This is a genomic window from Streptomyces sp. NPDC092369 (assembly GCF_044755245.1).
Taxonomy (GTDB): Bacteria; Actinomycetota; Actinomycetes; order Streptomycetales; family Streptomycetaceae; genus Streptomyces.
The window spans coordinates 162,759-187,155 of sequence record NZ_JBIVQP010000001.1 but is presented as its reverse complement, the minus strand read 5'-3'; the positions used below and the strand labels follow the sequence as shown (position 1 = coordinate 187,155).

The following is a 24,397-nucleotide window of genomic DNA, read 5'->3' as shown; positions in this document are numbered from 1 at the left end:
TTGACAACGATGTCGTACCGAGTCACATTCCACCAGGCGCGCACGGGGACCGGCACACCTTCACCACGGGCCGACAGGCCCGCTTCAGGACGGAGCTGTCCATGAGAAGAAGATCATCGTTACGCGCGACGCGCTTCCTGCGAAGACGTGTCACGGCTGTCGCCCTCGTCAGCAGCCTGGCCGCCATGGTCGTGACCGGAACCGGTGAGGCGGCGGGCAACGGGCCGATGGGTCAACGGAGTTCATCGGTGACGTCCGGCAACGCGCGTTTCCAGGTGCTCTCCCCGACCCTGATCCGTACCGAGTACGCCCAGGACGGGAAGTTCACGGACAGCGCCACGTTCAATGCCATCGGCCGCGGCGCGTTCCCTCCGACCTCGTACACCACGAACACGGCCGACGGCTGGCTGACCATCAGGACGAGTGCGCTCACCCTCAAGTACCAGGTCGGTTCAGGGCCCTTCGACGCCCGGAACCTGTCCGTGCGGCCGGCGTCCGGCGGGGCGCCGGTCGACGCGGCGCCCTGGCAGCGGCTCACCTGCGGCACGGGCGCCCTGTGCGAGGCGGAGCAGACATCCCATAGCGGGGTCGGCGTCGCCTCGGATCACGCCGGCTACACGGGCTCCGGGTTTCTGGCCGGGTTCGAGGGGACGGGCAGCTCCCTGTCCGCGGACATCGATGTCGCCGCGTCGGGGACGTACGAGTTCGACGTCCGGTACGCCAACTCCGTCGGCGGCGACGGCCAGAACGTGACGCGCAGCCTGACGCTGTCGGTGGACGGCGGCGCGAACCGGTCGGTGAGCCTGCCCTCGACCGGGAGTTGGGACGCATGGGGTCTGGCGCGCAGCGTGGTGCAGCTCGGCGCCGGTCACCACACCCTCTCGCTCACGAGGAGCGCCGCGGACTCGGGCAACGTCAACATCGACAGCGTGGCTGTGGTCGACCAGGGCGGCGCCTTTCCCCCGACGTCCACGACCGCGATCACGGACTGCCGGTTCGGGGTGAGCTGCGAGGCGGAGGCCGACCGTGTCTCGGGCTCGGCGGTCGTGGCCACCGACCACGCGGGCTACTCCGGCAGCGCCTTCCTGGGCGAACTGAACCAGGGGACAGGCGTGTCGGCCCATGTGGTCGGCGTACCGGCGGACGGCACCTACGCGGTACAGGTGCGCTACGCCAACGCCCGTGGCGGCGACGGGCTCTACCAGACCCGTACCGCCACCGTGTCCTCCGCGGGCGCCGCCCAGACCCTGTCGCTGCCCGTCACGGGGAGTTGGGACACCTGGGCGACCGCCTCGGTCCCCGTCACCCTCAAGGCCGGGTCCAATGACATCGCCATCGGCTGCCCGGACGCGACGAGTTGCCACGTCAACCTCGACACGGTCTCCGTCACAGCGACCGGCGCGCCGGCCCCGCAACCCCACCTCGCGCTGGGCGGCTACCGGCGCAGTCTCGACGGTCTCAACGGCGACAACGGGGCTCCCGTCACCACTCCCGGCCTGCTGTACAAGGACGGCTGGTACCTGCTCGACGACACCTCCTCCGCCCTGTACGACACCGGCACCCGCCAGGTCACCCAACGGCCCGCGCGCGGAGGCACGCCCTACCAGGACGGGTACGTCTTCGGCTACGGCCACGACTACAAGCGGGCCCTGTCCGACCTGGCCACCCTGACCGGGCCGCCCGAGCTGCTTCCCGAATGGGCCTACGGCGTCTGGTACTCGGAGTACATCGACCGCACCGCCGCCGACTACCGGGACCGGATCCTGCCCGCCTTCCGCGCCGAGGGCGTCCCGCTGGACGTGCTGGTGACCGACACCGACTTCAAGTCGCCCAACACGTGGAGCGGTTGGGAGATCGACCGGACCAAGTTCCCCGATCCGAAGGGCTTCTTCGACTGGTCCGCCGCGCAGGGTCTGCACAACACGCTCAACACCCACCCCAGCATCCTCAGCGGGGACCCGCAGTTCGCCCAGGCTCAGGCCACCGCCAAGGGCAAGCTGCGCAAGGGCGGTTGCGCCCCGGCCGCGAACGCCGGTCCCGGGGACTGCTACACCTTCGACTGGGGTGATCCCGACCAGCTGAAGGCGTACATGGACCTGCACCAGACGATGGATCAGCAGGGCAACGACTTCTGGTGGCCGGACTGGTGCTGCGACAACTCCCAGTCCTCGCTGCCCGGTGTCACTCCCGACGCGTGGATCAACCAGCAGTACGCCAGGGACGCCGACAAGACCATCGGCCGCGGATTCGTCGTCTCCCGCGCCTACGGGTCGCTCCAGGCGGGCGGCTACAGCGGCCAGCAGGGGCTGCCCACCGGTCCGTGGGCCGACAAGCGCACCACCGTCCACTTCACCGGCGACACCGCCTCCACCTGGGGCACCCTGAAGGCCGAGGTCGGCTACACGCCCGGCGAGGCGGCCGCCACCGGCATGTCGGCGATCAGCCACGACATCGGCGGCCACAACGACACCACCAACCTGACCGGTTCGGAGACCTACACCTCCGACGGCACGACCCGCACCACGCACAAACTTCCCGACGACATGTACGCCCGCTGGGTGCAGCTCGGCACCTTCCAGCCCATCGACCGCCTGCACAGCAACCACAGCGACCGGCTGCCCTGGCAGTACGGCACCGCGGCCCGGGCCTCCGCGGACAAGTTCCTCAACCTGCGCGAGAACCTGGTGCCTTACACCTACTCCCTGGCGCAGCAGGCCGCCACGACCGGCGTCCCGGTCACCCGCCCGATGTACCTGGAGTATCCCGACGAGTCCCAGGCGTACGCCACGTCGGGCAGCGAGTACTTCTACGGACCGGACATGCTCGTCGCCCCGGTCACCACGCCGGGCACCACGGCCACGACCTCGGTGTGGTTCCCGCCCGGCAGCCAGTGGACCGACTACTTCACCGGCAGGACCTACACCGGCGGCACCACCCAGAACGTCACGACGGGTCTCGACACCATGCCGGTGTTCGTGCGGGCCGGTGCCGTCGTCCCGACCCGCACGACCGACGTCACCGCCCACGACAAGGCCCCGCTCACCAAGGTCACTCTCACCGTCGCCGCGGGCGCCTCCGGCTCGTACGCCCTCTACGAGGACGACGGCACCACCGCCGGGCGCGGCCACAGCGCCGTCACCAGGATCCGGTACCGGGAGAACGGCTCCCGGAGCACGCTGACGATCGACCCCGCGACCGGGTCCTTCCACGGTCAGGTCAGGGCCCGTCAGTGGACCGTCACCCTGCTCGGCGCCACCGCCCCGAGCACCGTCCGAGTGGGGAGGACCCAACTGTCCCCTCACGCCTACCACTTCGACAGCACGACCCACACGCTGACTCTCACGCTCCCGGCGCGCAGTGTGCGCACGCCGATCATCGTGACGTACGGCTGACCACCACCCGATCGGACCGACGTTCCCGTGCGTCGGTCCGATCGCCGTGTCTACGTTCGCCGTCCTGCTGGGGGCTTCAGGTCCCCGCCACGAGTTCGGGGTGCTCGTGCTCGCAGGTGTCGTCGATGCCGTAGGTGTCCCAGGCGGGGAACGGGTCGACGGACGGGAGGCTCTCGCCGTCGGTCAGGAGACAGTCGGTCAGTGCGGCGCGCAGCGCGTCCGCGTGCAAGTGCGTGCCGATGAAGACCAGTTCCTGGCCGTCGGGGCTGTCGGGGTCGCTCGCGGCGGAGGGTTCGAAGCGGGCGACGGAACCGGCCTGGGACCACAGGCCGGTCACCCGGGGGCGGCTGGCCAAGGTGAAGAAGCCCTTGGAACGCAGGATCTGTCCGTAGGCGCCGCTGTCGAGTTCCTCGGTCACGAACGTCCACAACCGGCCCGGGTGGAAGGGTAGTCCGGAGCGGAAGACGGTCGAGGAGATCCCGTACTCCTCCGTCTCGGGGACATGGTCGCCGTTGAGCTCCCGCACCCAGCCGGGGGCCTGTTGCGCGCGTTCCAGGTCGAAGAGCCTGGTGCCCAGTACGTCGCCGACCTTCACGCGGCCGTGGACGGCCGGGACGACGCGCGCGGCCGGATTGAGGCGGGCGAGGGTCGCCCGCAGCCGGTCGGCCGACTCCGCGTCGACGAGGTCGAGTTTGTTGAGGACGATGACGTCGGCGAACTCGATCTGGTCCATGAGCAGGTCGCTGACGGTGCGTTCGTCGTCCTCGTACTGGTCCAGGCCGCGTTCGACGAGTTTGTCGCCGCCGGCCAGTTCAGGAAGGAAGCCCGCTGCGTCGACGACCGTGACCATGGTGTCCAGGCGGGCGATCTCCCCGAGGGTGGCGCCGTCGTCGCGGGCGAAGGCGAAGGTGGCGGCCACCGGCATGGGTTCGGAGATGCCGGACGACTCGATGAGCAGGTAGTCGAAGCGGCCCTCGCGGGCCAGCCGGTCGATCTCCTCCAGCAGGTCGTCGCGCAGGGTGCAGCAGATGCAGCCGTTGGTCATCTCGACCAGGCGTTCCTCGGTGCGGGACAGGGCCGCCTCGCCGCCGCGCACCAGGGCGGCGTCGATGTTGACCTCACTCATGTCGTTGACGATGACCGCGACGCGCAGGCCCTCGCGGTTGCCGAGGATGTGGTTGAGGAGGGTGGTCTTGCCCGCGCCGAGGAATCCCGACAGGACGGTGACGGGCAGGCGGTCGTGAGAGCCGTAGGACATGAACGGTCAGCCCTCGGGGCGCAGCAGCCCACGCTCGTACGCCTTCGCCAGCCGCTGGGGCACCAGGTAGGCGACGCCGTCGATGGTGATCGGCACGAGCGCCGGCGTGGCCGCCTTCCACTGGGCGCGGCGGTGGCGGGTGTTGCTGCGGGACATCTTCCGCTTGGGAACGGCCATGGGGTCCTCCTGGACGAGTGGGATGGGCGCGGCGACCGCCGGTGAGCTGCGGCCAAGCTATATGAAAATGGATCCCATTAGCAATTGCGGGGGTGATCGTACATGCGCAGATCTACGATGTGCGGCACCGCGGGCAGAGGCCGCTGAGTTCGACGGTGTGCTCGACCTCTCCGAAGCCGGACGCGGCGGCCACGCGTTCGGCCCAGGCCTCGACCGCATCGGAGTCGACCGGCATGCTCAACCCGCAGGCACGACACAGCAGATAGTGCTGGTGCTCGGGGAACGGGCGGTGCCGGAAGAGGCGTTCACCGCCCCGGTCGCGTACGACGTCGGCGCGGCCGGCGTCCACGAGGGCGGCCAGGGTGCGGTAGACGGTGTTGAGGCCCACGCGTGCACCTTGAGTCCTCAGTACGCCGTGCAGGGTGCGGGCGCCGACGAAGTCGCCATGGTCGATCAACGCCCGTACGACGCTGGTGCGTTGGGCGGTGCGTCGGCCGATGAGGTCAAGGTCGTCGGCTGGTGCGCCCATCAGGCCTCCACGAGACCGACAAAGGCGCGGGGCCGGCGCACGGCGACGAGCACGACCGCGTAGACGGTGGTGGCGACGGCCATGATGGCGAAGCTGGGCGGCAGTTGGGGGGCGTAGTAGCTCAGGGCGAGTCCCGCCCACATCTCCGCCACCGCGAGTCCCGCGGACAGGGCCAGGGCGTGGTAAGGCCGGTCGCTGAGCCGTTGCGCCGCACCCGCCGGGGCCGCGAGCAGGCCGAGCAGCAGGAGGGAACCGACCGCCTGGGTGGCCTCCGCCGCGCAGGCGCCGACCAGGATCAGGAAGGCGATGCCCAGGAGCCGTACTGGTACTCGGCGGGCGGCTGCCACCGCCTCGTCGACCGAGGCGAAGAGCAGCGGACGGGTGACCGTGAGCACAGCGAGGCAGATGATGCCCGCCACGGCCGCCGCCAACTGCGCCTGACCGCTGGAGAGGCCGAAGATCGAGCCGAAGAGGACGTTCACCCCGGCGGTGCCGTTCCCCGTGTTGCGGGACGTGGTGTAGAGGGTGAGGAAGAAGACGCCCAGGCCCAGGATCCAGGAGAAGAGACTGCCGATGGCGACGTCGTCGGCGCGACTGCGGCGGCCCAGCGCGCCGAGCACCACGGCGAACAGCACGGTGGCCGCGAACAGCCCCAGCCGCAGGTCGTAACCGAATGCCAGGGCCGCCAGCGCCCCGGTGAACGCCACGTGGCTGAGCGCGTCGCCGGTGAACACCTGGGCGCGCAGCACCAGGAAGTACCCCACGAGACCGGCCGCCGCGGCGATCGCGGTGCCGGCCAGCAGCGCGTGCACGAAGTAGGGGTGGGTGAAGGCGCTCATGCGACAACACCCGTGCGCACCGTGCGGTACCGGCCGACGGCCGTGGAAAGAGTGCGCGCCGCGCGGGCCAGGACGTAGACGACGAAGGCGAAGGTGGTCACGTAGAACCCGATCGGGTAAGGCGAGTAGTAGGCGGTGATCAGTCCGGTCCAGGTCACCGCGAGCGCGATGAGGACCGACAGCGCCAGGCTCGTGGCCGGGCGGGCCGTGAGCTGTTGCGCGGCTGCCGCGGGCATCACCAGCAGGGCGAACACCAGCAGGGTGCCGGTGATCTGGCCGGCCTCCGCGGTCGCTGCCCCGAGCAGCAGGAGGAAGGCCACGGACAGGACCCGCACCGGCACCCCGCGTCCGGTGGCGACGTCCTCGTCGACGGAGGCGAACAGCAGGGGCCTGCCGATGACCGCCAGCATGCCGAGCGCGAGAGCGGCCACGATCGTCAGCACGAACACCTGGTCGGTGGTGATGCCCAGGAAGCTGCCGAACAGCAGGGAGTCGACCCCGCCGAGGAAGCCTTTGTAGAGGGCGACGAAGAGGAAGCCGCAGGCCAGCAGGAACGCCTGGAGCGTGCCGGTCAGCGCGGACTCCTGGCCGCTGCCGCCCTGCCCGGCGCGCGGGATCGCGGCGATCACCAGGGCGCCGCCGATACAGAACGCGAAGTAGCCGAAGCCCGCGCCGATCCCCAGCAGCGTCGCGCAGGCCGCGCCGGGAAAGCTGACCACCGCCAGGGTGTGTCCGGCGAAGCTCTGGCGCCGCAGGACCATGAACCAGCCCATCACGGCGGCCAGTACGGCCACGACGGTTCCGGCCCGGAAGGCGTTGACCATGAACGGGTACGCCCAGATCTGCTGGAGGTCGGTCACCGGGTTCCACGACCAACCGGTGCTCGTATCGGCCCAGTTCATGGCCTGCCTCCCTCGATGTGCCGGTCGGTGTGGAGGGCGGGCGCCTCGGGCTGACCGACGACGACCAGCCGTCCGTCGCTGGTGCGCAGCACTTCCACCGGCACGCCGTACAGCCGTGTGAGCGTCTCGGTGGTGATCACGTCCTGCGGCCGGCCGGCGACCGCACCGCCCTCGGCGATGTACACCACCCGGTCCAGCCACGGCAGGATCGGGTTCACGTCGTGCGCGACCATGACGACACTGACGCCGGCCTCCCGGCAGATCCGCCCGATCAGCGCTGCGACCGCGCCCTGATGCGACAGGTCGAGACTGTCCAACGGTTCGTCCAGCAGCAGCAGTTCGGGATCGCGTACGAGTGCCTGCGCGATCAGCAGCCGCTGCTGCTCGCCGCCCGAGCACTCACCGATCGGCCGACCCGCGTACGCGCTCGCCCCCACCAGTTCGACGACCTCGGCGACACGGTCCCGGGCGGCCCGCCGCCGGGCGCTGAACCGGGCGGGTACCGGAAGAGGTACGCCCCAGCGGTCGCCGTCCAGGCCGAGCCGGACGATGTCGGTGCCGCGGACGCGCAGGCTCGCGTCGAAGCTGCGGCGCTGGGGCAGGTAGCCGATGCGGTGGCCCGCCCGGCCTGGTGCCTCGCCCAGCACGCTGACGTCACCCGCGGCCGGAGGCAGGATGCCGAGCAGCATCTTGACCAGCGTCGACTTGCCGACCCCGTTCGGGCCGAGGACGGCCACGAACTCCCCGGCGCCGACGTCCAGTTCGACACCCGACCACAGTGTCCGGCCCCCGACGCGCACACCGGCGCCGCGCAATGACACGACGGGGGAGTGCGGCGGTGGTACGGGGACGCGGTGGCGGGCCGTGTCGCCGGGCCGGGTGGCCGGGTTCACCGTGCTCACCTGCCCGTCGCCTGCCCCAGGGCCTTCTCGATGCCCTGCAACTGCCGTACCTGCCACGCCTGGAAGGACGCCCCGGCCGGGGTGAGGGTCTCGGTCACGGTGGCGACCGGGATGCCCTTGGCCTTGGCGGCCTTGACCTGGGCCTGCACGTCCGGGGTGGCGTTCTGGCTGTTGTAGACGTAGACCTTGATCTGCTTCCGGTTGATCTGCCGGTCGATCGTCTGCTTGTCCTTGGCCGTCGGGTCGGTGCCCTCGCTGATGGCGTCCAGGAAGGACTCGGGCGTGAGCATCTTCAGTCCCAGGCCCTCGGCGAGCGGGGTCACGATGGACTCCGAGGCGCCGATCGGGGTGTCGGCGTACTTGGCCTTGATGTCGGCGATCAACTTGTCGTACGGCGCCAGGGTCCTGGTCTCGAAGGTCGCCTTCTTCGCGTCGAAGTAGGCGGTGTCGGCCGGGTCGAGCCTCTTGTAGTCGGCGGTGATCTTCTCGATGACCTGGTGGACGTTGTCCGGCGAGTACCAGCGGTGCGGGTTGCCGCCCGGCTTGATGCCCACCAGGTCGCCGACCTTCAGATCGGTACGGCCGCTCTCGGGGTTGGCCGACAGCAGCTTGTCCGCCCAGGCGTCGTAGCCGATGCCGTTGACGATCGTGTACTGGGCACCGGCTACCAGCCGGCCGTCGGCGGCGGTCGGTTCGTAGTCGTGCGGGTCGGCGTTCGGGTTGTCGATGATGCTCTTGACCTGCACATGGGTGCCGCCGAGTTGGGAGGCGATGCTGCCCCAGAAGTTCTCCGCGGCCACCACCTTGATGGTCTTGCCCGCCGTCGTCGACCCGGCGTCGGCGGTGTCCGCGGAAGAGGCGGTTGAGCAGCCGCTGATGGCGGCCAGCGCCGAGACGGTGGCCAGACCGCCGGCGATCAGGCGGGCGGAGCGGGATATCGGGATGCCGGCAGTGCGCACGACGCGGTCTCCTTGACGGGCTGATGGACCTCACACGCAGGGCGGGGCCCGGTGGAGCGGAACACTCACGACCGTAAATGGAAACCATTGTCACTAGTAGGGGGTCGGCTGATTCAAATGAAAATCATTACAGTTACTTGACCTCGTGCCGTTGATTCAGGATTTCGCGGGGCCCCGGCCTGCCCCGCAGAGCTAGGCACCGTGCCCGACGGCCGCCGTACCCGATACGAGCTGGCCGACGAACGCCTCGGGCCGGGCCACCACCGCTGTCACCTGGTCAACCCGCCACTCGAACCCGGGCTGTTGGATCCCGGACCGGCCTTGGGAGACGGATCATGGTCGCGGACGTAGACGGTGACTCGCGCTCCGCTGACCCGGGTTGTTCCGTCCTCACGGAAGTGGCGCCGCAGGGTACTTGTTTTCGCTTCCTCCTGCGGCGTGGTCGGCGAGTGTGCGCCCGCGGGGTCGCGGACCGCGACGATTCGCTCGAATTCCAGCATGTGTGCCGCAATGTCCTTGGCGGGAACCTCGACACCGGCAAGGGTGTTGGACGAGACGGGGTCTGTTGCCAGCGCCAGATCCGTGAGGAAACGGGTGTCCTCGGGGTTGGCTGCGGTCCAGGCTCGGTACCGGTCGGAGAGATAGAGCAGTCCGTCGCCGGGACGACCGTCCTTGCGTATGGCGGCGCCGATGGCGGTGACGTCATTGGTCCGGCTCTGGGGCGTCCTCAACGACAGACTCGTCGGGACGAGCGCGGCCAGTACGGCGACCGCCGCGATCCACGCGTAGCGGTGAGCCCACTGACGCCGGAGGAAGTAGTCCGTCCAAGCGCCCAGCAGCAAGGCGATTCCGGTACTGCTGTAGAGCACGTACCGGTCGACGAACAGGGGCTTGACCAGTGAGGCGATGAGCAGCAGAAGACCCGGAAGCACAACGATCGGCACCGCCAGCGCGGAAAGCCGCACGGGCCCCTTCACCCCCAGGGGTGCCAGAGCACACGCCAGGCCCACGACCGCCACGACCAGGACGTCAGGAAGCCGCACCGGTCCCTCGATCCAGTCCACCTGCCCCGACTGCCCCGCACTGCGGATCGCCAGCGGCAACAGCCCGGCCGTCACGCCCGCGGCAGCCACGCTCCACGCCCTCAACACCGGTTGTGGAACACGGGAGACGATCAGTGTGACGCCGTGTGCGACCAGGGCGAGGACCGCGAACTCATGGAGCAGGCAGGCCAGCAGCATGGTGGAGCCGTAGACAACCCACCGCCACCGGGCGCGCTGCGGGACGCTGACCACGAGCGCGTAGGTCGCCCAGGTGACCAGGGCGCAGACCATGGCGTACGAGCGGCCTTCCTGCGCGTACTTCTGCACCTGGGGAAGGAGCGCGAACACCAGCCCGGCCAGCAGCCCGGCGCGGGGTCCCGCCAGGCGCAGCCCAAGAAGCCCAACTCCGCTCGCCGCGAGGGACATTGCCAGTACCGACGGCAGCCGCAACGACAGCAGTCCGCCGCCGAAGAGACCGAAGATCTCATGCATCACGGCGTAGTGGAGGGCATGGACCAGATCAATGTGTTGGACGGTGAGCCATATCTGCGAAAGGTCGCGGTGCGCGAGCTGATAGGTGACGGCCTCGTCTCCCCACATGGTGTTCTGTCTGCGGATACCCCAGAGCCCCAGAGCGATGGTCAGCGCCAAGGGTGCGAGGACGACCACGGCTTTGGACGGGCTCGGTGCTGGTCGAGGGGAGGGGACGGGAGGGGCAACCGTCCTGGCGACGACGGGGCGACGTTGATCGACGGACATCGGTGACAGGGCCTTTCAGCAGCGGCGAGGAGTGGCCGCCAGGGTGCCGGGACCTCGTTGACCGGAGGCTGACCCAACCTGACCGGCCGATCAGGAAGGCGGGCCGGCGCTGTGCGAGGCTGCACCGCATGCGCATCCTGGTGGTCGAAGACGAGGTCGACCTTGCCCACACCCTGCACACCGGTCTGACCGCCGAGGGCTACAGCGTCGACCTGGTCCATGACGGCCGGCAGGGACTGTGGATGGCCCGGACCGGTGAATACGCCCTTGTCGTACTGGACTTGATGCTGCCCGGGCTCAACGGGTACAAGGTCTGCGCCCAGTTGCGCCGGGAGGGCAACGCGACGCCCATCCTGGTCCTCACCGCCAAGGACGGGGACTGGGATCAGGCGGAGGCCCTGGACACGGGCGCCGACGACTACCTGGCCAAACCCTTCTCGTACATGGTGCTCGTCGCACGGCTGCGGGCGCTGGTCAGACGAGCCGCCACGGTCGCCCCGCCCGTCCTTGCCGTGGGAGACCTCTCGTTGGACGTCGCAGGCCGGGTGTGCCGCCGGGCCGGGGCCCGGGTGGAACTCACCCCCCGGGAGTTCGCCGTGCTGGAGCTGCTGGCCCGTCGGGCCGGTCAGGCGGTCTCCAAATCGGATCTGCTCTATCACGCGTGGCCCGACGAAGCCCTGGATCCCAACCTGGTGGAGGCGCGCGTCAGCGCACTGCGCAAGAAGGTGGACTCCGCGTTCGGCCGACGGTCTCTGCAGACCGTACGGGGTTCCGGCTACCGACTGGTGGACGACCGTGAACGCGACTGAGCCGCGGCGCCGTTGGTGGCCGCGTTCGGTACGAGTCCGTACAGCCGTGGCCGCCACCGTGGCCGCCGCCGTCATCCTGGTCACCATCGGCTGGTGGGTTCACCACGATGTCTACCGTCAGAGCGCGCAGATCGCCGATGGGCAGGCGCAGGCACAGCTCCGGTCTCTCGTCGAGCAGCTGGAGCAGGGTGTGGCTCCCGTTCGCAGAAGCACCGTGCCGTACGAGGTCGTGGCGACCGGCCGCCGCGCCGCTGTCGCCTACGGCGGCGGCATGGAGGAACTCGATCCCGGCACCCGTCATGTGCTCCCCGCCCCGCCGAAGGCCGAGTTGCCCGCCCCACCGGACGATGGGGCGGGCTGGGGCTATACGACCCGACCCATGCGCATACCGGCGCGCCACGACTCCAAGCCCTGGGACCGGTTCGGCGAGGACGGCGGGATCTACCCGGTCTTGTACGACGATGTCAGGGCCGATGAACTGAGCAGCGCCGCAGTCGCCGCTCTGGGTGTCGCCGCCGACGCCCAGCTGCGGGTCTATGTGGTGGTGCTCCCGCACGCGGGCGCGGACATCGCCGAGACGATCACCAAGGCCACCGACCGCCGGCTGCTGCGGGCCGGGCTCGTCAGCCTCGTACTGATCGCCGCCGTCACCTACTTCGCCGTCCGCATCGCGCTGCGGCCGGTCGAAGCCATCCGCGTCCTCACCGCCTCGGTCACCGCGAACGACCCCCGCGAACGTGTCACCGTCCCCGCCGCGGGACACGAGATCACCGCCCTGGCCACCACCATCAACACCACCCTCCAACGCCTCGACAACGCCGCCGCCCAGCAACGCCGTTTCGTCGCGGACGCCGCCCACGAACTGCGCAGCCCGCTCACCACACTGCTCGCCAGCCTGGAAGTCGCGCTGGCCTACCCGGAACGTACCGACTGGCCCGCCGCGGCCACCACCGCCGCACGACAGACCCGCCGCCTCCAGGCCCTCGCCGAGGACCTGCTGTTCCTCGCCCGCCTCGACACCCACACCCCCGCAGCCGACCCGGACACCGTCGACCTGGCATCCCTCGCCTCCCGGCTGGCCGAGCAATACCCGCTCGCCGAACGGCCGTTGACCCTCACCTGCGACAGCACCGCACCCGCACCCGTATCCGGAAACCCCGACGAATACGAACGGCTGCTGCGCAACCTCGTGGACAACGCCGCTCGCCACGCCGCACGGCGCATCCAGATCACCGTCCGCAACCAGGACGACCGGGTCGTCCTCACGGTGCACGACGACGGACCGGGCGTACCCACGGAGGACGCCGAGCGCATCTTCGAACGGTTCGTCCGGCTCGACGACGCCCGCTCCCGCGATCAGGGCGGCACCGGCCTGGGCCTCGCCATCGCCCGCGACCTGGCCCACCGCCACCGAGGCACCCTCACGCTCACCCCCCGGACCCTCGGAGCCTGCTTCGAGCTACGCCTTCCCCGAGCCCCCGCCCCAGCCGAGAAATGACGCGGTTCATCGCGGCAACCCTTGGTCCTACAGCTTGAAGGTGACGCCGGTGAGGTCCTCGGACGAGGGGCTGTCGAAATGAGCGGACTTCGGAGGAAGGACGAGGACGGGCGGTACCGGTGCAACCCCGACGAGCCGAACCCTTCGGTGACCCGGGACGACATCGGGTGGCGCGAAGACTGCCCGTTCGGGCAGGACTCCCGCGCTGTCTCCATCAGCCGCGCCCGCGACAAGCACGAATGCGATGATGCGGCCATGGCACAGACACCGCAGGACTCCTCAGTCACCGCGGACGGCATGACCGCCGCGCAGGCCGTCGACCGGATCGAAGCCGCCGCGCACCCGCGCCCGCATGATCGCCGCCTGCACGCGCGTGGAGCGGTCTACGACGCGCGCTTCGTGCCCAGTGGACAGATCACGAAGTGGACGACCGCCGCCTGTCTGACCGCCGAGTCGGAAGCGGTGATCCGGTTCTCCAACGGCTCGGGCCGCTTCGACGCCGACGACCGCGCACGCGGCGTGCGCGGCATGGCCGTGAAGTTCCTCGATGCCGACAAGAGCGTCATGGACCTGGTGGCCGCGAACTTCCGGGTCTTCCCCAGCCACAATCCCGAAGGATTCATCGATCTCGTCGAAGCGCTGGGCAAGGCGGGAGCCGAGGGCGGATTCGCCGATCGTGCCAAGGGCAAACTGGCCGCGGCCGGCAAGTTCGCGACCGTGCTGGCTCAACACCCGGAAAGCCGGGGCGCGTTGAAGTCCTTCGCCGGTCAGCAGGCGCCCGCCAGTTTCGCCACCACCCGCTACGACGGCCTGCACGCCTTCGTCCTGGTGGACGAGGCGGGTGTGCGCCGGCCCTTCCGCTACCGCCTCGTGCCCCAACTGGGTGAAGTCGAACTGGATCCCGCCTACGCCGAGACACTGGCCCCGGACTTCCTCATCGGCGAGCTCGACTCCCGGCTCGAGACCGGACCCGTCACCTTCACCGTCGTGTACCAGTTCGCCGAGCCGGACGACCCCACCCACGATCCCTCACAGGCGTGGCCCGAGCACCGACCGCTGATCCCGGCCGGCCATCTGCACGTGACGGCCCGCTCGCCGCGGGAGGACCACTGGCAGCAGCAGGTGTTCGACCCCACCCGTCTCGCCCCGGGCGTGGAACCCTCCGACGACACCATGCTGGCCTTCCGCCGCCACGCCTACTCCGTCTCGGCCGAACGCCGACTCGCTCCCTGACCCCTGGAATGGAGGCCACCGGTTGATGGTCGGTCGCCCGGATCAGGTCATGCGGACCGCCGCCGCACGTTCCTTGAGGGCGTCGAGCAGGGCGCGGGCCGCATGAGGGGACGGTGTTCCGGGCGCTGTGTAGGCGCCGATGTACCGCTTCGCCGTGGGGGTCAGGACCAGGGTGCGGGTGTCGGGGCGGTCCTCGACCGCGAGGGCAGGAATGAACGCGATGCCGACGCCCGCCGCGACGAGCGCCTGCATGAAGGGGAAGTCACCGGCCCGGCACGCCACTTTGGGCCGCAGCCCGCGCGCGGCGGCGAGCGCGTCCAGTGCGTTGCCCGGAAGGTCCCACATCCGGATCCACGGCTCGTCGGCGACGTCTTCGAGCCGCGCCGTCGAACGCCTGGCGAGAGCATGCCCGTTGGGCACGACGAGCCTCAACTCGTCCTGCAGGAGCGGGTGATACTCGAATCGCCGCGCGATGTCGGACCAGCTCGGTGGCGGTTGTTCGGTGTGGAAGTGATAGACGAGGGCCACGTCGACGCGGCCGTCGTCGAGCGCGGCCAGTGCCTGCTCCGGCTCGGACTCGACCACGGTCGTGTCGACGTAGGGAGCCCGGCGGTCGTTGAGGGTGGCCAGCGCGGGTGCGAGCAGGAGGGTGCCCGCGCTCGCGAAGGTGGCGACGGTCAAGGACGGAGGTCCCTGTTCGCGCAGCTGGGCGAGGGTGCGCTCGGCGCGGTGCAGTTCGCCGTGGATGGTGTCCGCGGTGCGAAGCAGTGCCTGCCCGGCGGGGGTGAGCGTGACGCCCCGGGTACTGCGCTCGAAGAGGCCGGCCTGAGCGACGCGTTCCAGGGCCGCCATCTGCTGCGAGACCGCCGAGGGCGTCAGCCGCAGGGCCTGTGCCGCCCGCGCGAAACTTCCCCGGTGGGCGACTTCGCGGAAGACGGCCAGCCGCTGCGCCTCGATCATCAGCCCTCCTTACGACAGGGTTAGCAATACCCTACTTCTGCTTACGATGCGAGGCTGCCAGCCTGGCTGAATGATGTTGAGTGCGCGAGAGCGCTTCGGAGCCGCTCTGGCCCTCGGCGCGGTGTGCCTGGTCGGCGGCTCGGTCGCTGCGGCCGGCCGGCTTCACGACTTCCCGCTGATCGGCGGCCAGGCCGTGCGCTACGGCTTGGCCACGCTGTTCCTGGTCGCCTGGGCACGCATCCGCAAGCACACCTTCGTCCGCCCGAGCCTGGCCCAGGCGGTGTGGATCGTCCTCCTCGCCGTTATGGGCATGGCGGGGTACGGCGTCGTCCTCGTGTACGCCACATCCCGGACGGCACCGGGCAACGTGGGCGTCGCCGTCGGCGCCGCCCCGCTGGTCATCGTCCTGGTCCGGTCCCTGCTGGCGCGGTCACGTCCCTCGCGGGGGCTGATGGGCGGCGCGGTCTGCGTAGGGGTGGGGTGTGCCGTGGCCCAGGTGTCGGCCGGTGCCGGGGTGGAGTGGGATGTGCGGGGATTCGGGTGGTCGTGCCTGGCCGTTGTGGGGGTCGCCTCGGTCACGTTGCTGGGGGCTTCACCGGTGGGGCAGTTGGGCGCGCTGACGGTGACGACGTACGCGTGCGGGCTCGCGTCGGTGCTGCTGTTCGTCGTGGCGTGGATCGAGCGGACGGCCACCGGATCTCCCGTGCTCCGGCCCCCGACGGCCGTGGAGTTGTGGGCCTTGGCCTTCCTCGCCCTCGGCGTGACCGCCGTCGTCTTCCTTCTCTGGTACGGAGCCGTCGAGCGGCTCGGTGCGGGGCGGGCGGGGTTGTTCAACGGCCTCATCCCCTTCGCCTCCCTCCTCGCCCTCTTCGTGACCGGGGCGGGCGGCGCCGTGATGAGTCAGATCGCGGGAGCCGCCCTGGTCCTGGTCGGAGTCGTCATCGGGCTATTGGCGACGAGGCGCGACAACGAGCCGTCGGCAGACGGGAGTTGCCCCGCTCACCCCCGGCCGTGTGTGGCGGGCGGCCGTGATCTGCCGGCGCCGGAGCGTCAGTGACGGTTCGTCAGGCGCCAGCCCTGGGCGCGTTCGTAGTCGTGCCAGAGGGAGGCGTAGCGTCCCTCTGCGGCGAGGAGGTCGGTGTGCCGGCCCTGCTCGATGATGCGGCCGCCGTCGAGGACGGCGATGTGGTCGGCAGCGGCGATGGTGGACAGGCGGTGGGCGATCACCAACAGCGTTCTGCCGGTGCCCAGTTCGCGCAGGGCTTCGTGGACCGCGTTCTCGTTCTCGGCGTCCAGCGCCGAGGTCGCCTCGTCGAGGAGCACGATCGGGGTGTCCTTGAGGAGCGTGCGGGCGATGGCGACGCGCTGCCGTTCGCCGCCGGACAGCAGCGAGCCGCCCTCGCCGACGCGGCTGGCGAGGCCGTCGGGCAGCCGGTCGGCGATGATGTCGACCCGGGCCCGGCGAGCCGCGTCGTGGACTTCGGCGTCGGTGGCGTCGGGGCGGCCGAGGCGGATGTTCTCCTCGATGGTGGCGTCGAGCAGATGCACGTCCTGGAAGACCAGGGACACCAGGTTCATCAGGTCGTTCCCGGCCAGGTCGCGAACGTCGACGCCGCCGATCCGCACGGCCCCCGCGTCGGTGTCGGCGAAGCGGGCGATGAGTTTGGTGACGGTGGTCTTGCCCGCTCCCGAGGGTCCGACGAGGGCGGTCGTGGATCCGGCCGGGACGGCCAGGTCGAGGCCGTCGAGGACGGACGTGTCGGAGCCGTCGTAGCGGAAGCGGACCGCGTCGAGTTCGATCGACGCTTCCAATTCGGCGGCCGGGTGCGGGTGTTCGGGTTCGGGCAGGGGCGGGGTGCGGAGGAGGGTGTCGATGCGGTCGATGGCGGCGCGGGTGGCGCGCAGGGCGGAGGCCGCGGAGGCGATGACGGCGAGGGGCTGCAGGAAGTGGACGCCGAGGACCAGCAGGGCGGTGATGCGTGCGGGGGTGATCTCGTTGTCGGTGGCCAGGAGCAGGCCGACGACGAGGACGGCGGTGAAGGCGAGTTGGATGGCGAGCTGCCCCAGATGCAGGCCCGGCAGGGCGCCCATCACCTCACGGCGGGCCGCGCGGTGCTGGCTCCGGAGAGCTTCCTCCAGCTGTCGATGGCCACTGGTGGCACGGCCGCCCGCGCGCAGCACGGGCTGCGCGCCGGCGAACTCCACGAGCTGGGCGCTCGCTTCGGCGGCGGCTTTGTCGTGCTCGGCCTCGGTGCGGTCGGTGAGGCGTCCGGCCAGCGCGAACACCAGCAGCACGACGGGGACGGTGACCAGCACGGCGACGGCGATCCGCCAGTCGTAGCAGAGCAGGAAGACGGCGATGGTGGCGGGCGTGAGGACCGCGCCCAGCAGCGTCTGGGCCAGGTGCACGATGCTGGTGACGGTGTTGACCCCCTGCCCGAGCAGGCGCTCGACCTGCGCGGTACGCGTGGCGTCGAACCAGCCCAGCGGCAGCCGGACGACGTGGGCGCCGATGCGCTCGTACAGGGCGCGGCGCCAGGCGGAGGAGAGCTGCAGGGCGCGCAACTCCTTGTCGTAGTGGGCGTACCAGCCCACGGCGACGGCGCCGGCGAGCGGCAGGAGCCACCAACCAGCCTCGCCGGTACGGCCGTTGAGCAGGGTGGACAGGAGCGGCACGAGCAATCCGAAGGCGGCGCCCTCGCTGATCGCGTAGAGGGCGGTGGCCAGCAGGAAGCGGATCAGCAGCGGACGCCCGGCGCCGCCGACGATCCGCAGGAGCGCAGTGGTCATGCGTGGCTGCTTCCGTGTTGGGCGCGCCACATGCGCGCGTAGGTTCCGTCGGCGGCGAGCAGTTCCTCGTGCCGCCCGCGTTCGGCGATCCGTCCGTCGTCCAGGACCAGGATCTGGTCGGCGGCGGCGACGGTCCGCAGCCGGTGCGCGATGACCAACAGCGTGCGCCCGCCCGCGAGTTCGGCGAGAGCGTCCTGCACGGCGGCCTCGGACTCGGGGTCCGCGAACGCGGTCGCCTCGTCGAGCACCACGATCGGCGTGTCGGCGAGCAGGGTGCGCGCGATGCTCACGCGCTGCGCCTCGCCGCCTGACAGCCGCGCGTCCTCGCCGACGACCGAGTCGTAGCCGCGGGGGAGTGCGGTGATCCGGTCGTGGACGGCGGCGGCCTTCGCCGCGGCCTGTACGGTCTCCTCGCTCGCGTCGGGCCGGGACAGCGCGATGTTGTCGCGGACGGAACGCCGCAGCAGGACGACGTCCTGGAAGAGGAAGCCGATCGCGCGGTACAGCTCGTCGCGGTCCAACTCCCGTATGTCGACGCCGTCGAGGCGGATCGCGCCGTCGGTGACGTCGTAGAAGCGGGCGAGCAGCATGCCGAGCGTGGACTTGCCCGCGCCGGACGGCCCGACCAGCGCGGTGACCGTGCCGGGGGCGAAGCGGGCCTCCAGTCCGTGCAGCACTTCGCGGTCGCGGCCGGTGGAGGGGTAGCCGAAGCGGACACCGTCCAGCTCCAGCAGCGGGGCAGTACCCGGCGCGCGCGGTGGCAGGGCCGTCGGCCGGGACGCGGCCTCCTGGACAGGCTCGCGCAGCAGGGCGCCGACGCGGTGTGCCGCGCCCAGGGCCGTACGACGCAGACCGCGCGCCGCGTAGATGGGGGTGATCTGCTCGAACAGCCCCAGCCCGAGCAGGGTGAACGCCAGGATGTCGACCGGGTCCGTCCAGCCGAGGGCGACCAGTCCCACCCCGCAGCCGGTGATCAGCAGCAGGATCGTGGCCGGCGCCACCGTGGCCCGCGTAAGACTGCGCTGGCGGATGAAGAGGCGCTGCGCCTCGTCGTTGACGTCCGCGTAGGCGGCGGCCGCCTCGCTGAAGCGCTGCGGCGTCCGGCCTCCGCCGAAGGCCTTGGCGACGCTGATCCCGCGCACCAACTCGATGGAGGCGGCAGTGAGTTCGAGCTGCGCGGCGGCGATGCGCCGCACCGGCTCGGCGGACCGGGCGGCCATCCGCATCCGCACGCTCTGGGCGCCGGCGATGACGACGAAGGTGAGCAGGGCCAGGCGCCAGTCGGCCCACAGCAGGTAGACGCCGATGACCGCGGGCCCGGCCACGGCGGCGGCGAGATCACCGCGGGCGTGCGCGACGGCGTGGTGCAGCGCGCCCACGTCGTCCTGCACGGTCGTCTTCACCTTCGCCGAGACGCCCCCGGCGAACCAGCCCAGCGGCAGCACCGCGAGATGATCCGCCAGCCTCCGCCGCAGCCCCAGGGCGAGGTCGGCGTCGGCGAGATGACTGAGGGTGCCCGCGAACAGATAGAGCAGAAGACGTACGGCGAGCAGGGCCACGGCGGTCCAGGCGATGGCCCACAAGTGGTCGTCGCGACCGTCGAGGAGGCGGCGGCCGATCTCCACGACGGCGACCATGGGCGCGATGGACAGGGCTGCCGCGAAGGCTTGGAGAGCGGCGGCGGTCGTGACCCGGCCGAGGACAGGAGCCTGCAACTCGGCGAGATCGCGGGCGTCCTCGTCCTGCCCGGTACGCGGTTCAGGCATTGCGCTTCGCCGCCTCGGAGAGCTCGGGCACGACCGCGTCGAGGCCGTACGGGAGACTCAGCACCGACGGAAACCCGAGGGCGATCGCGGTGGCCATGTCGAGCCCGATGTAGGACCCGCGCCGAACGGCCTTGAGCTCCTTGAAGAGCGGTTGTGCCTCGAACTCCTCGCGCCCCTGAGGGGTGTCGAAGGCGAGGATGACCACGTCGGCGTCGAGGAGATCGAGCCGTTCCTTCGCGACGGCGGCGCGGCCCGCGGTGGCGCTGTCCTCCAGCGAGGTGACCTTCGGGGACAGGGTCATGCCCAACTGGCCGAAGAACTGGGCGCCGGCGTCGTCGGCGCTCTTGATGGTGAACACGTCGCCGCCGACCACGGGCCCGAACGTGAAGGTCCTGCCGCGGAGTTCGGGGTGTTGCTCGCGGACATCCGTGATCTTCTCGCGCACGTCCGCGACCAGGGCGTCGGCCTGCTCCCGCCGGCCGAGAGTGTCACCCGCACGCCGGGCCATCTCGTCCCAGCTGTCCTGCCCGACACCCTTGCGGTAGCTGAGGGTGGGCGCCAGATGCGCGAACTTCGCGTAGTGGTCGTGGAGTTGGTAGTCGTCGCCGGCGAGGATGAGGTCGGGTCGGGCGGCGGCGATCTTCTCGAACGGCATACCCGCCGCCGTACCCACGAGCACCGGCTGTGACGCGGGCTTCTGCCAAGGTGCCAGACCGCTGGGGAAGACGGCGTTCTTGGTGGCGAGGACGAGCGGGGCGCCGAGGGCGAGAGCGAGGTCGGTGTCGCGGAGATAGCCGCAGGCGGCGACCCGCTTGGGCGGCGAAGTGACCTTGGCGGCGCCCTCCTTGCCGCTCACGGTGACGGGAAAGCTCGCGGCCGCGGCCTGCGCCGTCCTGCCGGAGCCACCGCTCTTCCCGTCACCACTACTGGCGCCGCCATCGCCCGACGAGCAGCCACTGAGCGCCAGAGCGGCACCCACCGCTCCGAACATAAAGCCGCGCCGCCCGAGCGTTGGGCTGTCGGCGGCGGAACGCATGCGTGGAGTCACGGGGTTGGGCCTCTCCGGACGTGATGCCTGTACGTTCCAGCAGTGTAGGTAAGGTAAGGCTAACCATGGAACCCGGCCCACCGGTCCCGTCAGTCCGCCTGCGTCGCACCGCCGGAAGTGCCGGCGCGCTCCGCGGTGCGCGCGATCGAGCGGGCCATGCCGTTGAACACGGTGGCGTGGAAGGGTGCCACGCTCCACCAGTAGAGGTGTCCCGCCAGTCCGCGGGGATGGAAGAGCGCACGCTGCCGGTAGCGCACGCCGTCGTCGTCCCGTTCCGCGCGCATCTCCAGCCAGGCGAGTCCGGGCAGGCGCATCTCCGCGCGCAGTCTGAGCAGTTGGCCTCGCTCGATCTCCTCGACGCGCCAGAAGTCCAGCGCGTCACCGACCCGCAGCCGGTTCGCGTCACGGCGGCCGCGACGCAGGCCCACCCCGCCCACGAGCCGGTCGAGCCAGCCGCGTACGGCCCATGCGAGCGGGAAGGAGTACCAGCCGTTCTCGCCGCCGATTCCCTCGATCACCCGCCACAGCGCGTCGAGATCGGCATGGACGTCCTGTGTCCGTTCGTCCGTGTAGAGGCTGCCGCCCGCCCAGTCGGGGTCGGTGGGGAGCGGGTCGCTGGGGGCTCCGGGCAGTGACGCCGAGGACCAGCGAGTGGTGACCTGGGTCTGACGCACGCGCTGGAGAGCCAGAGTGAGAGCCCGGTCGAAGGGCAGCGGGGTCCCGGGCGGGTCGGGTACGTGGTCGGAGATGTCGTGCTCGGCGCACACCACCTCGTGGCGCAGGGACTCGGCCAGCGGCCGCGCGAGCGCGGCGGGCACGGGGGTGACCAACCCGATCCAGTGGCTGGACAGCCGTGGCGTGAGCATGGGCACGGGCACGATCAGGCGCCGGGGCAACCCGGCGACCAGCGCGTACCGCTCCATCATCTGCCGGTAGGTGAGGACGTCGGGGCCGCCGATGTCGAAGGTACGGTTCACGTCCTCGGGCATGCGGGCGCTGCCCACGAGATAGCGCAGTACGTCGCGGACGGCGATGGGCTGGACATGGGTGCCGACCCAGCTGGGAGTCACCATGACGGGCAGACGTTCGGTGAGATAGCGCAGCATCTCGAAAGACGCCGAGCCCGACCCGATCACGACGGCGGCGCGCAGCACGGTCGTGGGGACGCCCGAGGCCAGCAGGATGCGACCGACCTCGGCGCGGGAGCGAAGGTGCGGGGAGAGCTCGTGCTCCGGGACGTCGGCCGGGTTGAGGCCCCCGAGATAGACGATTCGGCGCACTCCGGCCTTGCGGCACTCCGTGGCGAAGGTCTCGGCGGCGAGACGGTCCTTCTTCTCGAAATCCCGCCCGGCGTTCATGGAGTGCACCAGGTAGTAGGCCACCTGGACGTCCCGCAGCGCGGTACGCAGGCTCCCGGCATCGGTGACGTCCGCGCGGACCACCTCCACCCGGTCCGCCCACGGATAGTCGCGCAGATTGGCCGGGGTGCGGGCCAGACACCGGACGGTGTATCCGGCGTCCAGCAGCTCCGGCACGAGCCTTCCGCCGATGTAACCGCCGGGACCGGTGACCAGACACCGCACACCGGCCTCGGCGGTACTTCCGTCACTGTCCATGGAATGCCACTCCGATGCCCGACGGATGGTGCGTGCGAGTGCCCAGAAGGAACACGATCATCCACCATTCTGGCATTACGGGTGAATCGGATGCGCTCGGCCGGAGCGCCACGGGGCCGGCTGCCCGGCCGTCAGACGACCGGATCGGGCCGTTCGCAGGTGGTGGTGACCGCGAGGGTCCGCCCCTGGTGTGCCGCGTCCAGCAGCGTGAGCATCACGTCCAGGACGTGCTCGGCGAGTTCGGCGGAGGCCAGGTGGGGACGGCCGGCGGCCAGCGCGACGGCGAGGTCCGCCAGGCCGATCCCGCGTCCGGCGCGGGGGTGACCGGCGGACACGGGAAGCGGCCGCCAGCCGTCGGAGCGGGCCCGCCACACCTCCACCGGGCCGTCGAAGTGATTGGGGTCGGGCAGCGACAACGACCCCTCCGTGCCGTGCACTTCGATCCTGGGCAGGCGGGCGCCGTGGATGTCGAAGCTCATCAGCAGCGTGGACAGTGCGCCGCTCGTGTGATGCAGCACCCCGGTGACGTGTGTGTCCACCTCGACGGCGAAGCGCTGTCCGGCACGGGGACCGGTGGCGATCTCGCGCTCGGCGCGGGGTGCGGAGACCGCGCCGGTGACCGCGGCCACCGGACCGAGCAGGTGGATCAGCGCCGAGACGTAGTAGGGGCCCATGTCGAGCAGCGGTCCGCCGCCGGGGCGGTAGTAGAACTCCGGATCGGGGTGCCACGCCTCGTGGCCGGGGGTGGTCATGAAGGCGGTCGCGGCGACGGGCGTACCGATCAGCCCGTCGTCCACGGCCTTGCGTCCGGTCTGGACGCCGGTGCCGAGGACGGTGTCGGGGGCGCAGCCGACCCGCACTCCCGCGGCGCGAGCGGCGGCCAGCACGGTGGCGGCCTCCTCGCGGGTGGTGGCGAGCGGCTTCTCCCCGTACACGTGCTTGCCGGCCGCGAACGCGGCCAGCGCCACATCGGCGTGTACGGCGGGAATGGTCAGGTTGAGCACGACGTCCACGTCGTCGCGCCCCAGCAGGCCGGCCAGGTCGGCGACGGCCCGTGCGCCGGACGCGGCGGCCGCCTCCTTCGCCCGGGCGCTGTCCAGGTCGGTGACCGCGGTCAGCCGCAGGACATCGGTCGTGGCCAGCGTCGACAGATACTGGCCGCTGATTTTGCCTGCGCCGGCCATGCCGACCCGCAGCGGTGTCACCTGCTCGCCCACAGCAGCCCCCGTTCGGTGAGCGTACGGACCTCGGGTATGTCGAAGTCGTCGGGTTTGTGGCCGATGGCCGACACGAAGACCTTCCCGGCACCGTGTGTCCTGGTCCATACGGTGGGCATGACGACGGGGTGATCCCGCTCCTCGTCGGCCGGGAAGGTGGTCGTGGCGAGCACATCGATGTCGGGGTCGGTCGCGACCCAGTACTGCTCCGTGTGGACGGTGAAGTCGGCCAGGCCCTCGATGACCGGGTGGCTCGCGCGTTCGGGCACGAGCCGGACCGTGTAGTCCAGGAAGTCGGCCGGATGCCACAGGAACTGGCCACCGGTCAGCAGGTGGTAGTCGAGGTCGCCGCGGAAGGAGTCGATGACACCGCCGTGCCAGCCGGCGAACCCGGTGCCCGCCCGCACCGCAGCCGCCAGCGTGCGGGAGAGTTCGGGGGCGATCGTGTCCATGGTCCAGCACTGGACGACGAGGTCGGTGGCGGCGAGCCGGTCCGCGTCACCGTAGACGTCGAGGGACTCGGCGGTCTCGACCGTGAATCCGTGTTCCTTCAGGAAGGGCACGAACCGTTCGGTGATCTCCACCGGTGAATGGCCTTCCCAGCCACCGCGCACAATGAGGGCCCTCCGCCCGGGAGTTGAAGAGGGGTTGGTCATGGACCGTGCACACTCCTGTCCGTGTCGCGGGTGAAGCATTTCCT

20 protein-coding genes are annotated in these 24,397 nt (G+C 70.7%); 5 read left to right on the top strand and 15 right to left on the bottom strand.

The window, feature by feature from the left end; all coding sequences use genetic code 11:
* Window positions 1-185 precede the first annotated feature (185 nt).
* A complete protein-coding gene (locus ACIQI8_RS00850; protein WP_402342953.1) occupies window positions 186-3,392 on the top strand; it encodes a TIM-barrel domain-containing protein in 3,207 nt (1,068 codons plus the stop codon).
* Between the two features lie 76 nt (window positions 3,393-3,468).
* Here the strand turns inward: ACIQI8_RS00850 and ACIQI8_RS00845 are convergent, their stop codons facing one another.
* The 8 genes from ACIQI8_RS00845 to ACIQI8_RS00810 all read right to left on the bottom strand — a co-directional run bounded on the left by ACIQI8_RS00845 (window position 3,469) and on the right by ACIQI8_RS00810 (window position 10,760).
* Window positions 3,469-4,650 (bottom strand): GTP-binding protein, encoded by a 1,182-nt coding sequence (locus ACIQI8_RS00845; RefSeq protein ID WP_402342950.1) that lies wholly within the window; start codon window positions 4,648-4,650, stop codon window positions 3,469-3,471.
* A gap of 6 nt (window positions 4,651-4,656) precedes the next feature.
* Complete coding sequence (gene rpmF, locus ACIQI8_RS00840; RefSeq protein ID WP_402342947.1) at window positions 4,657-4,827, bottom strand: 50S ribosomal protein L32; 171 nt, start codon at window positions 4,825-4,827, stop codon at window positions 4,657-4,659.
* Window positions 4,828-4,939: 112 nt separating this feature from the next.
* The gene (locus tag ACIQI8_RS00835) at window positions 4,940-5,356 is read right to left on the bottom strand and encodes a Fur family transcriptional regulator (protein ID WP_402342944.1); all 417 of its coding nucleotides are present in this window, start codon (window positions 5,354-5,356) and stop codon (window positions 4,940-4,942) included.
* Window positions 5,356-6,195, bottom strand: coding sequence for a metal ABC transporter permease (locus ACIQI8_RS00830; protein ID WP_402342941.1), 840 nt, complete (start codon window positions 6,193-6,195; stop codon window positions 5,356-5,358). The genes ACIQI8_RS00835 and ACIQI8_RS00830 overlap by 1 nt, the downstream gene beginning before the upstream one ends.
* The gene (locus ACIQI8_RS00825) at window positions 6,192-7,097 is read right to left on the bottom strand and encodes a metal ABC transporter permease (RefSeq protein ID WP_402342938.1); all 906 of its coding nucleotides are present in this window, start codon (window positions 7,095-7,097) and stop codon (window positions 6,192-6,194) included. The genes ACIQI8_RS00830 and ACIQI8_RS00825 overlap by 4 nt, the downstream gene beginning before the upstream one ends.
* A complete protein-coding gene (locus ACIQI8_RS00820; RefSeq protein ID WP_402346603.1) occupies window positions 7,094-7,918 on the bottom strand; it encodes a metal ABC transporter ATP-binding protein in 825 nt (274 codons plus the stop codon). Before ACIQI8_RS00820 ends, ACIQI8_RS00825 begins: the two co-directional genes overlap by 4 nt.
* A 77-nt stretch (window positions 7,919-7,995) precedes the next feature.
* On the bottom strand, window positions 7,996-8,958 hold the full coding sequence (locus tag ACIQI8_RS00815) for a metal ABC transporter solute-binding protein, Zn/Mn family (protein WP_402342935.1): 963 nt from the start codon (window positions 8,956-8,958) through the stop codon (window positions 7,996-7,998).
* Between the two features lie 269 nt (window positions 8,959-9,227).
* On the bottom strand, window positions 9,228-10,760 hold the full coding sequence (locus ACIQI8_RS00810; protein ID WP_402342932.1) for a glycosyltransferase family 39 protein: 1,533 nt from the start codon (window positions 10,758-10,760) through the stop codon (window positions 9,228-9,230).
* A 128-nt stretch (window positions 10,761-10,888) separates the two neighbouring features.
* Here ACIQI8_RS00810 and ACIQI8_RS00805 point away from each other — a divergent pair, with 128 nt between their 5' ends.
* The 3 genes from ACIQI8_RS00805 (at window position 10,889) to ACIQI8_RS00795 (ending at window position 14,300) form a co-directional block, all read left to right on the top strand.
* Window positions 10,889-11,569, top strand: a complete 681-nt coding sequence (locus ACIQI8_RS00805) for a response regulator transcription factor (RefSeq protein WP_402342930.1) — start codon at window positions 10,889-10,891, stop codon at window positions 11,567-11,569.
* Entirely contained in the window at window positions 11,556-13,067 is a 1,512-nt protein-coding gene (locus ACIQI8_RS00800; RefSeq protein WP_402342927.1) for a sensor histidine kinase, read from the top strand. Before ACIQI8_RS00805 ends, ACIQI8_RS00800 begins: the two co-directional genes overlap by 14 nt.
* Window positions 13,068-13,322: 255 nt before the next feature.
* Complete coding sequence (locus tag ACIQI8_RS00795) at window positions 13,323-14,300, top strand: catalase (RefSeq protein WP_402342924.1); 978 nt, start codon at window positions 13,323-13,325, stop codon at window positions 14,298-14,300.
* Window positions 14,301-14,342: 42 nt separating this feature from the next.
* Here ACIQI8_RS00795 and ACIQI8_RS00790 read toward each other — a convergent pair whose 3' ends face one another.
* Window positions 14,343-15,260 carry a LysR family transcriptional regulator gene (locus tag ACIQI8_RS00790; protein WP_402342921.1) on the bottom strand — a complete coding sequence of 306 codons (918 nt, stop codon included), beginning with the start codon at window positions 15,258-15,260 and terminating at the stop codon, window positions 14,343-14,345.
* Window positions 15,261-15,330: 70 nt separating this feature from the next.
* Here ACIQI8_RS00790 and ACIQI8_RS00785 point away from each other — a divergent pair, with 70 nt between their 5' ends.
* Window positions 15,331-16,317 (top strand): DMT family transporter, encoded by a 987-nt coding sequence (locus ACIQI8_RS00785; protein ID WP_402342918.1) that lies wholly within the window; start codon window positions 15,331-15,333, stop codon window positions 16,315-16,317.
* Here ACIQI8_RS00785 and ACIQI8_RS00780 read toward each other — a convergent pair.
* The 6 genes from ACIQI8_RS00780 to ACIQI8_RS00755 all read right to left on the bottom strand — a co-directional run bounded on the left by ACIQI8_RS00780 (window position 16,311) and on the right by ACIQI8_RS00755 (window position 24,353).
* Window positions 16,311-18,050 (bottom strand): ABC transporter ATP-binding protein, encoded by a 1,740-nt coding sequence (locus tag ACIQI8_RS00780; RefSeq protein WP_402342915.1) that lies wholly within the window; start codon window positions 18,048-18,050, stop codon window positions 16,311-16,313. The two genes, ACIQI8_RS00785 and ACIQI8_RS00780, sit on opposite strands and share 7 nt — an antisense overlap.
* Window positions 18,047-19,816 carry an ABC transporter ATP-binding protein gene (locus tag ACIQI8_RS00775; RefSeq protein WP_402342912.1) on the bottom strand — a complete coding sequence of 590 codons (1,770 nt, stop codon included), beginning with the start codon at window positions 19,814-19,816 and terminating at the stop codon, window positions 18,047-18,049. Before ACIQI8_RS00775 ends, ACIQI8_RS00780 begins: the two co-directional genes overlap by 4 nt.
* On the bottom strand, window positions 19,809-20,795 hold the full coding sequence (locus ACIQI8_RS00770; protein WP_402342909.1) for an ABC transporter substrate-binding protein: 987 nt from the start codon (window positions 20,793-20,795) through the stop codon (window positions 19,809-19,811). The genes ACIQI8_RS00775 and ACIQI8_RS00770 overlap by 8 nt, the downstream gene beginning before the upstream one ends.
* Before the next feature lie 158 nt (window positions 20,796-20,953).
* Window positions 20,954-22,480: an SDR family oxidoreductase gene (locus ACIQI8_RS00765; RefSeq protein ID WP_402342906.1), complete on the bottom strand. Its 1,527-nt coding sequence runs from the start codon at window positions 22,478-22,480 to the stop codon at window positions 20,954-20,956.
* A 131-nt stretch (window positions 22,481-22,611) separates the two neighbouring features.
* The gene (locus ACIQI8_RS00760) at window positions 22,612-23,697 is read right to left on the bottom strand and encodes a Gfo/Idh/MocA family protein (protein ID WP_402342903.1); all 1,086 of its coding nucleotides are present in this window, start codon (window positions 23,695-23,697) and stop codon (window positions 22,612-22,614) included.
* Window positions 23,682-24,353, bottom strand: coding sequence for a ThuA domain-containing protein (locus ACIQI8_RS00755; protein WP_402342900.1), 672 nt, complete (start codon window positions 24,351-24,353; stop codon window positions 23,682-23,684). The genes ACIQI8_RS00760 and ACIQI8_RS00755 overlap by 16 nt, the downstream gene beginning before the upstream one ends.
* Between the last annotated feature and the right edge of the window lie 44 nt (window positions 24,354-24,397).

Excerpts from the sequence above, each read along its gene's own strand:
- ACIQI8_RS00810 (WP_402342932.1), bottom strand. The coding sequence starts at position 10,760 with ATGTCCGTCGATCAACGTCGCCCCGTCGTCGCCAGGACGGTTGCCCCT.
- ACIQI8_RS00825 (WP_402342938.1), bottom strand. The coding sequence starts at position 7,097 with ATGAACTGGGCCGATACGAGCACCGGTTGGTCGTGGAACCCGGTGACC.
- rpmF (WP_402342947.1), bottom strand. The coding sequence starts at position 4,827 with ATGGCCGTTCCCAAGCGGAAGATGTCCCGCAGCAACACCCGCCACCGC.
- ACIQI8_RS00805 (WP_402342930.1), top strand. The coding sequence starts at position 10,889 with ATGCGCATCCTGGTGGTCGAAGACGAGGTCGACCTTGCCCACACCCTG.
- ACIQI8_RS00765 (WP_402342906.1), bottom strand. The coding sequence starts at position 22,480 with ATGGACAGTGACGGAAGTACCGCCGAGGCCGGTGTGCGGTGTCTGGTC.
- ACIQI8_RS00790 (WP_402342921.1), bottom strand. The coding sequence starts at position 15,260 with ATGATCGAGGCGCAGCGGCTGGCCGTCTTCCGCGAAGTCGCCCACCGG.
- ACIQI8_RS00780 (WP_402342915.1), bottom strand. The coding sequence starts at position 18,050 with ATGACCACTGCGCTCCTGCGGATCGTCGGCGGCGCCGGGCGTCCGCTG.
- ACIQI8_RS00755 (WP_402342900.1), bottom strand. The coding sequence starts at position 24,353 with ATGACCAACCCCTCTTCAACTCCCGGGCGGAGGGCCCTCATTGTGCGC.
- ACIQI8_RS00835 (WP_402342944.1), bottom strand. The coding sequence starts at position 5,356 with ATGGGCGCACCAGCCGACGACCTTGACCTCATCGGCCGACGCACCGCC.
- ACIQI8_RS00850 (WP_402342953.1), top strand. The coding sequence starts at position 186 with ATGGTCGTGACCGGAACCGGTGAGGCGGCGGGCAACGGGCCGATGGGT.
- ACIQI8_RS00795 (WP_402342924.1), top strand. The coding sequence starts at position 13,323 with ATGGCACAGACACCGCAGGACTCCTCAGTCACCGCGGACGGCATGACC.
- ACIQI8_RS00775 (WP_402342912.1), bottom strand. The coding sequence starts at position 19,816 with ATGCCTGAACCGCGTACCGGGCAGGACGAGGACGCCCGCGATCTCGCC.
- ACIQI8_RS00830 (WP_402342941.1), bottom strand. The coding sequence starts at position 6,195 with ATGAGCGCCTTCACCCACCCCTACTTCGTGCACGCGCTGCTGGCCGGC.
- ACIQI8_RS00845 (WP_402342950.1), bottom strand. The coding sequence starts at position 4,650 with ATGTCCTACGGCTCTCACGACCGCCTGCCCGTCACCGTCCTGTCGGGA.
- ACIQI8_RS00785 (WP_402342918.1), top strand. The coding sequence starts at position 15,331 with ATGATGTTGAGTGCGCGAGAGCGCTTCGGAGCCGCTCTGGCCCTCGGC.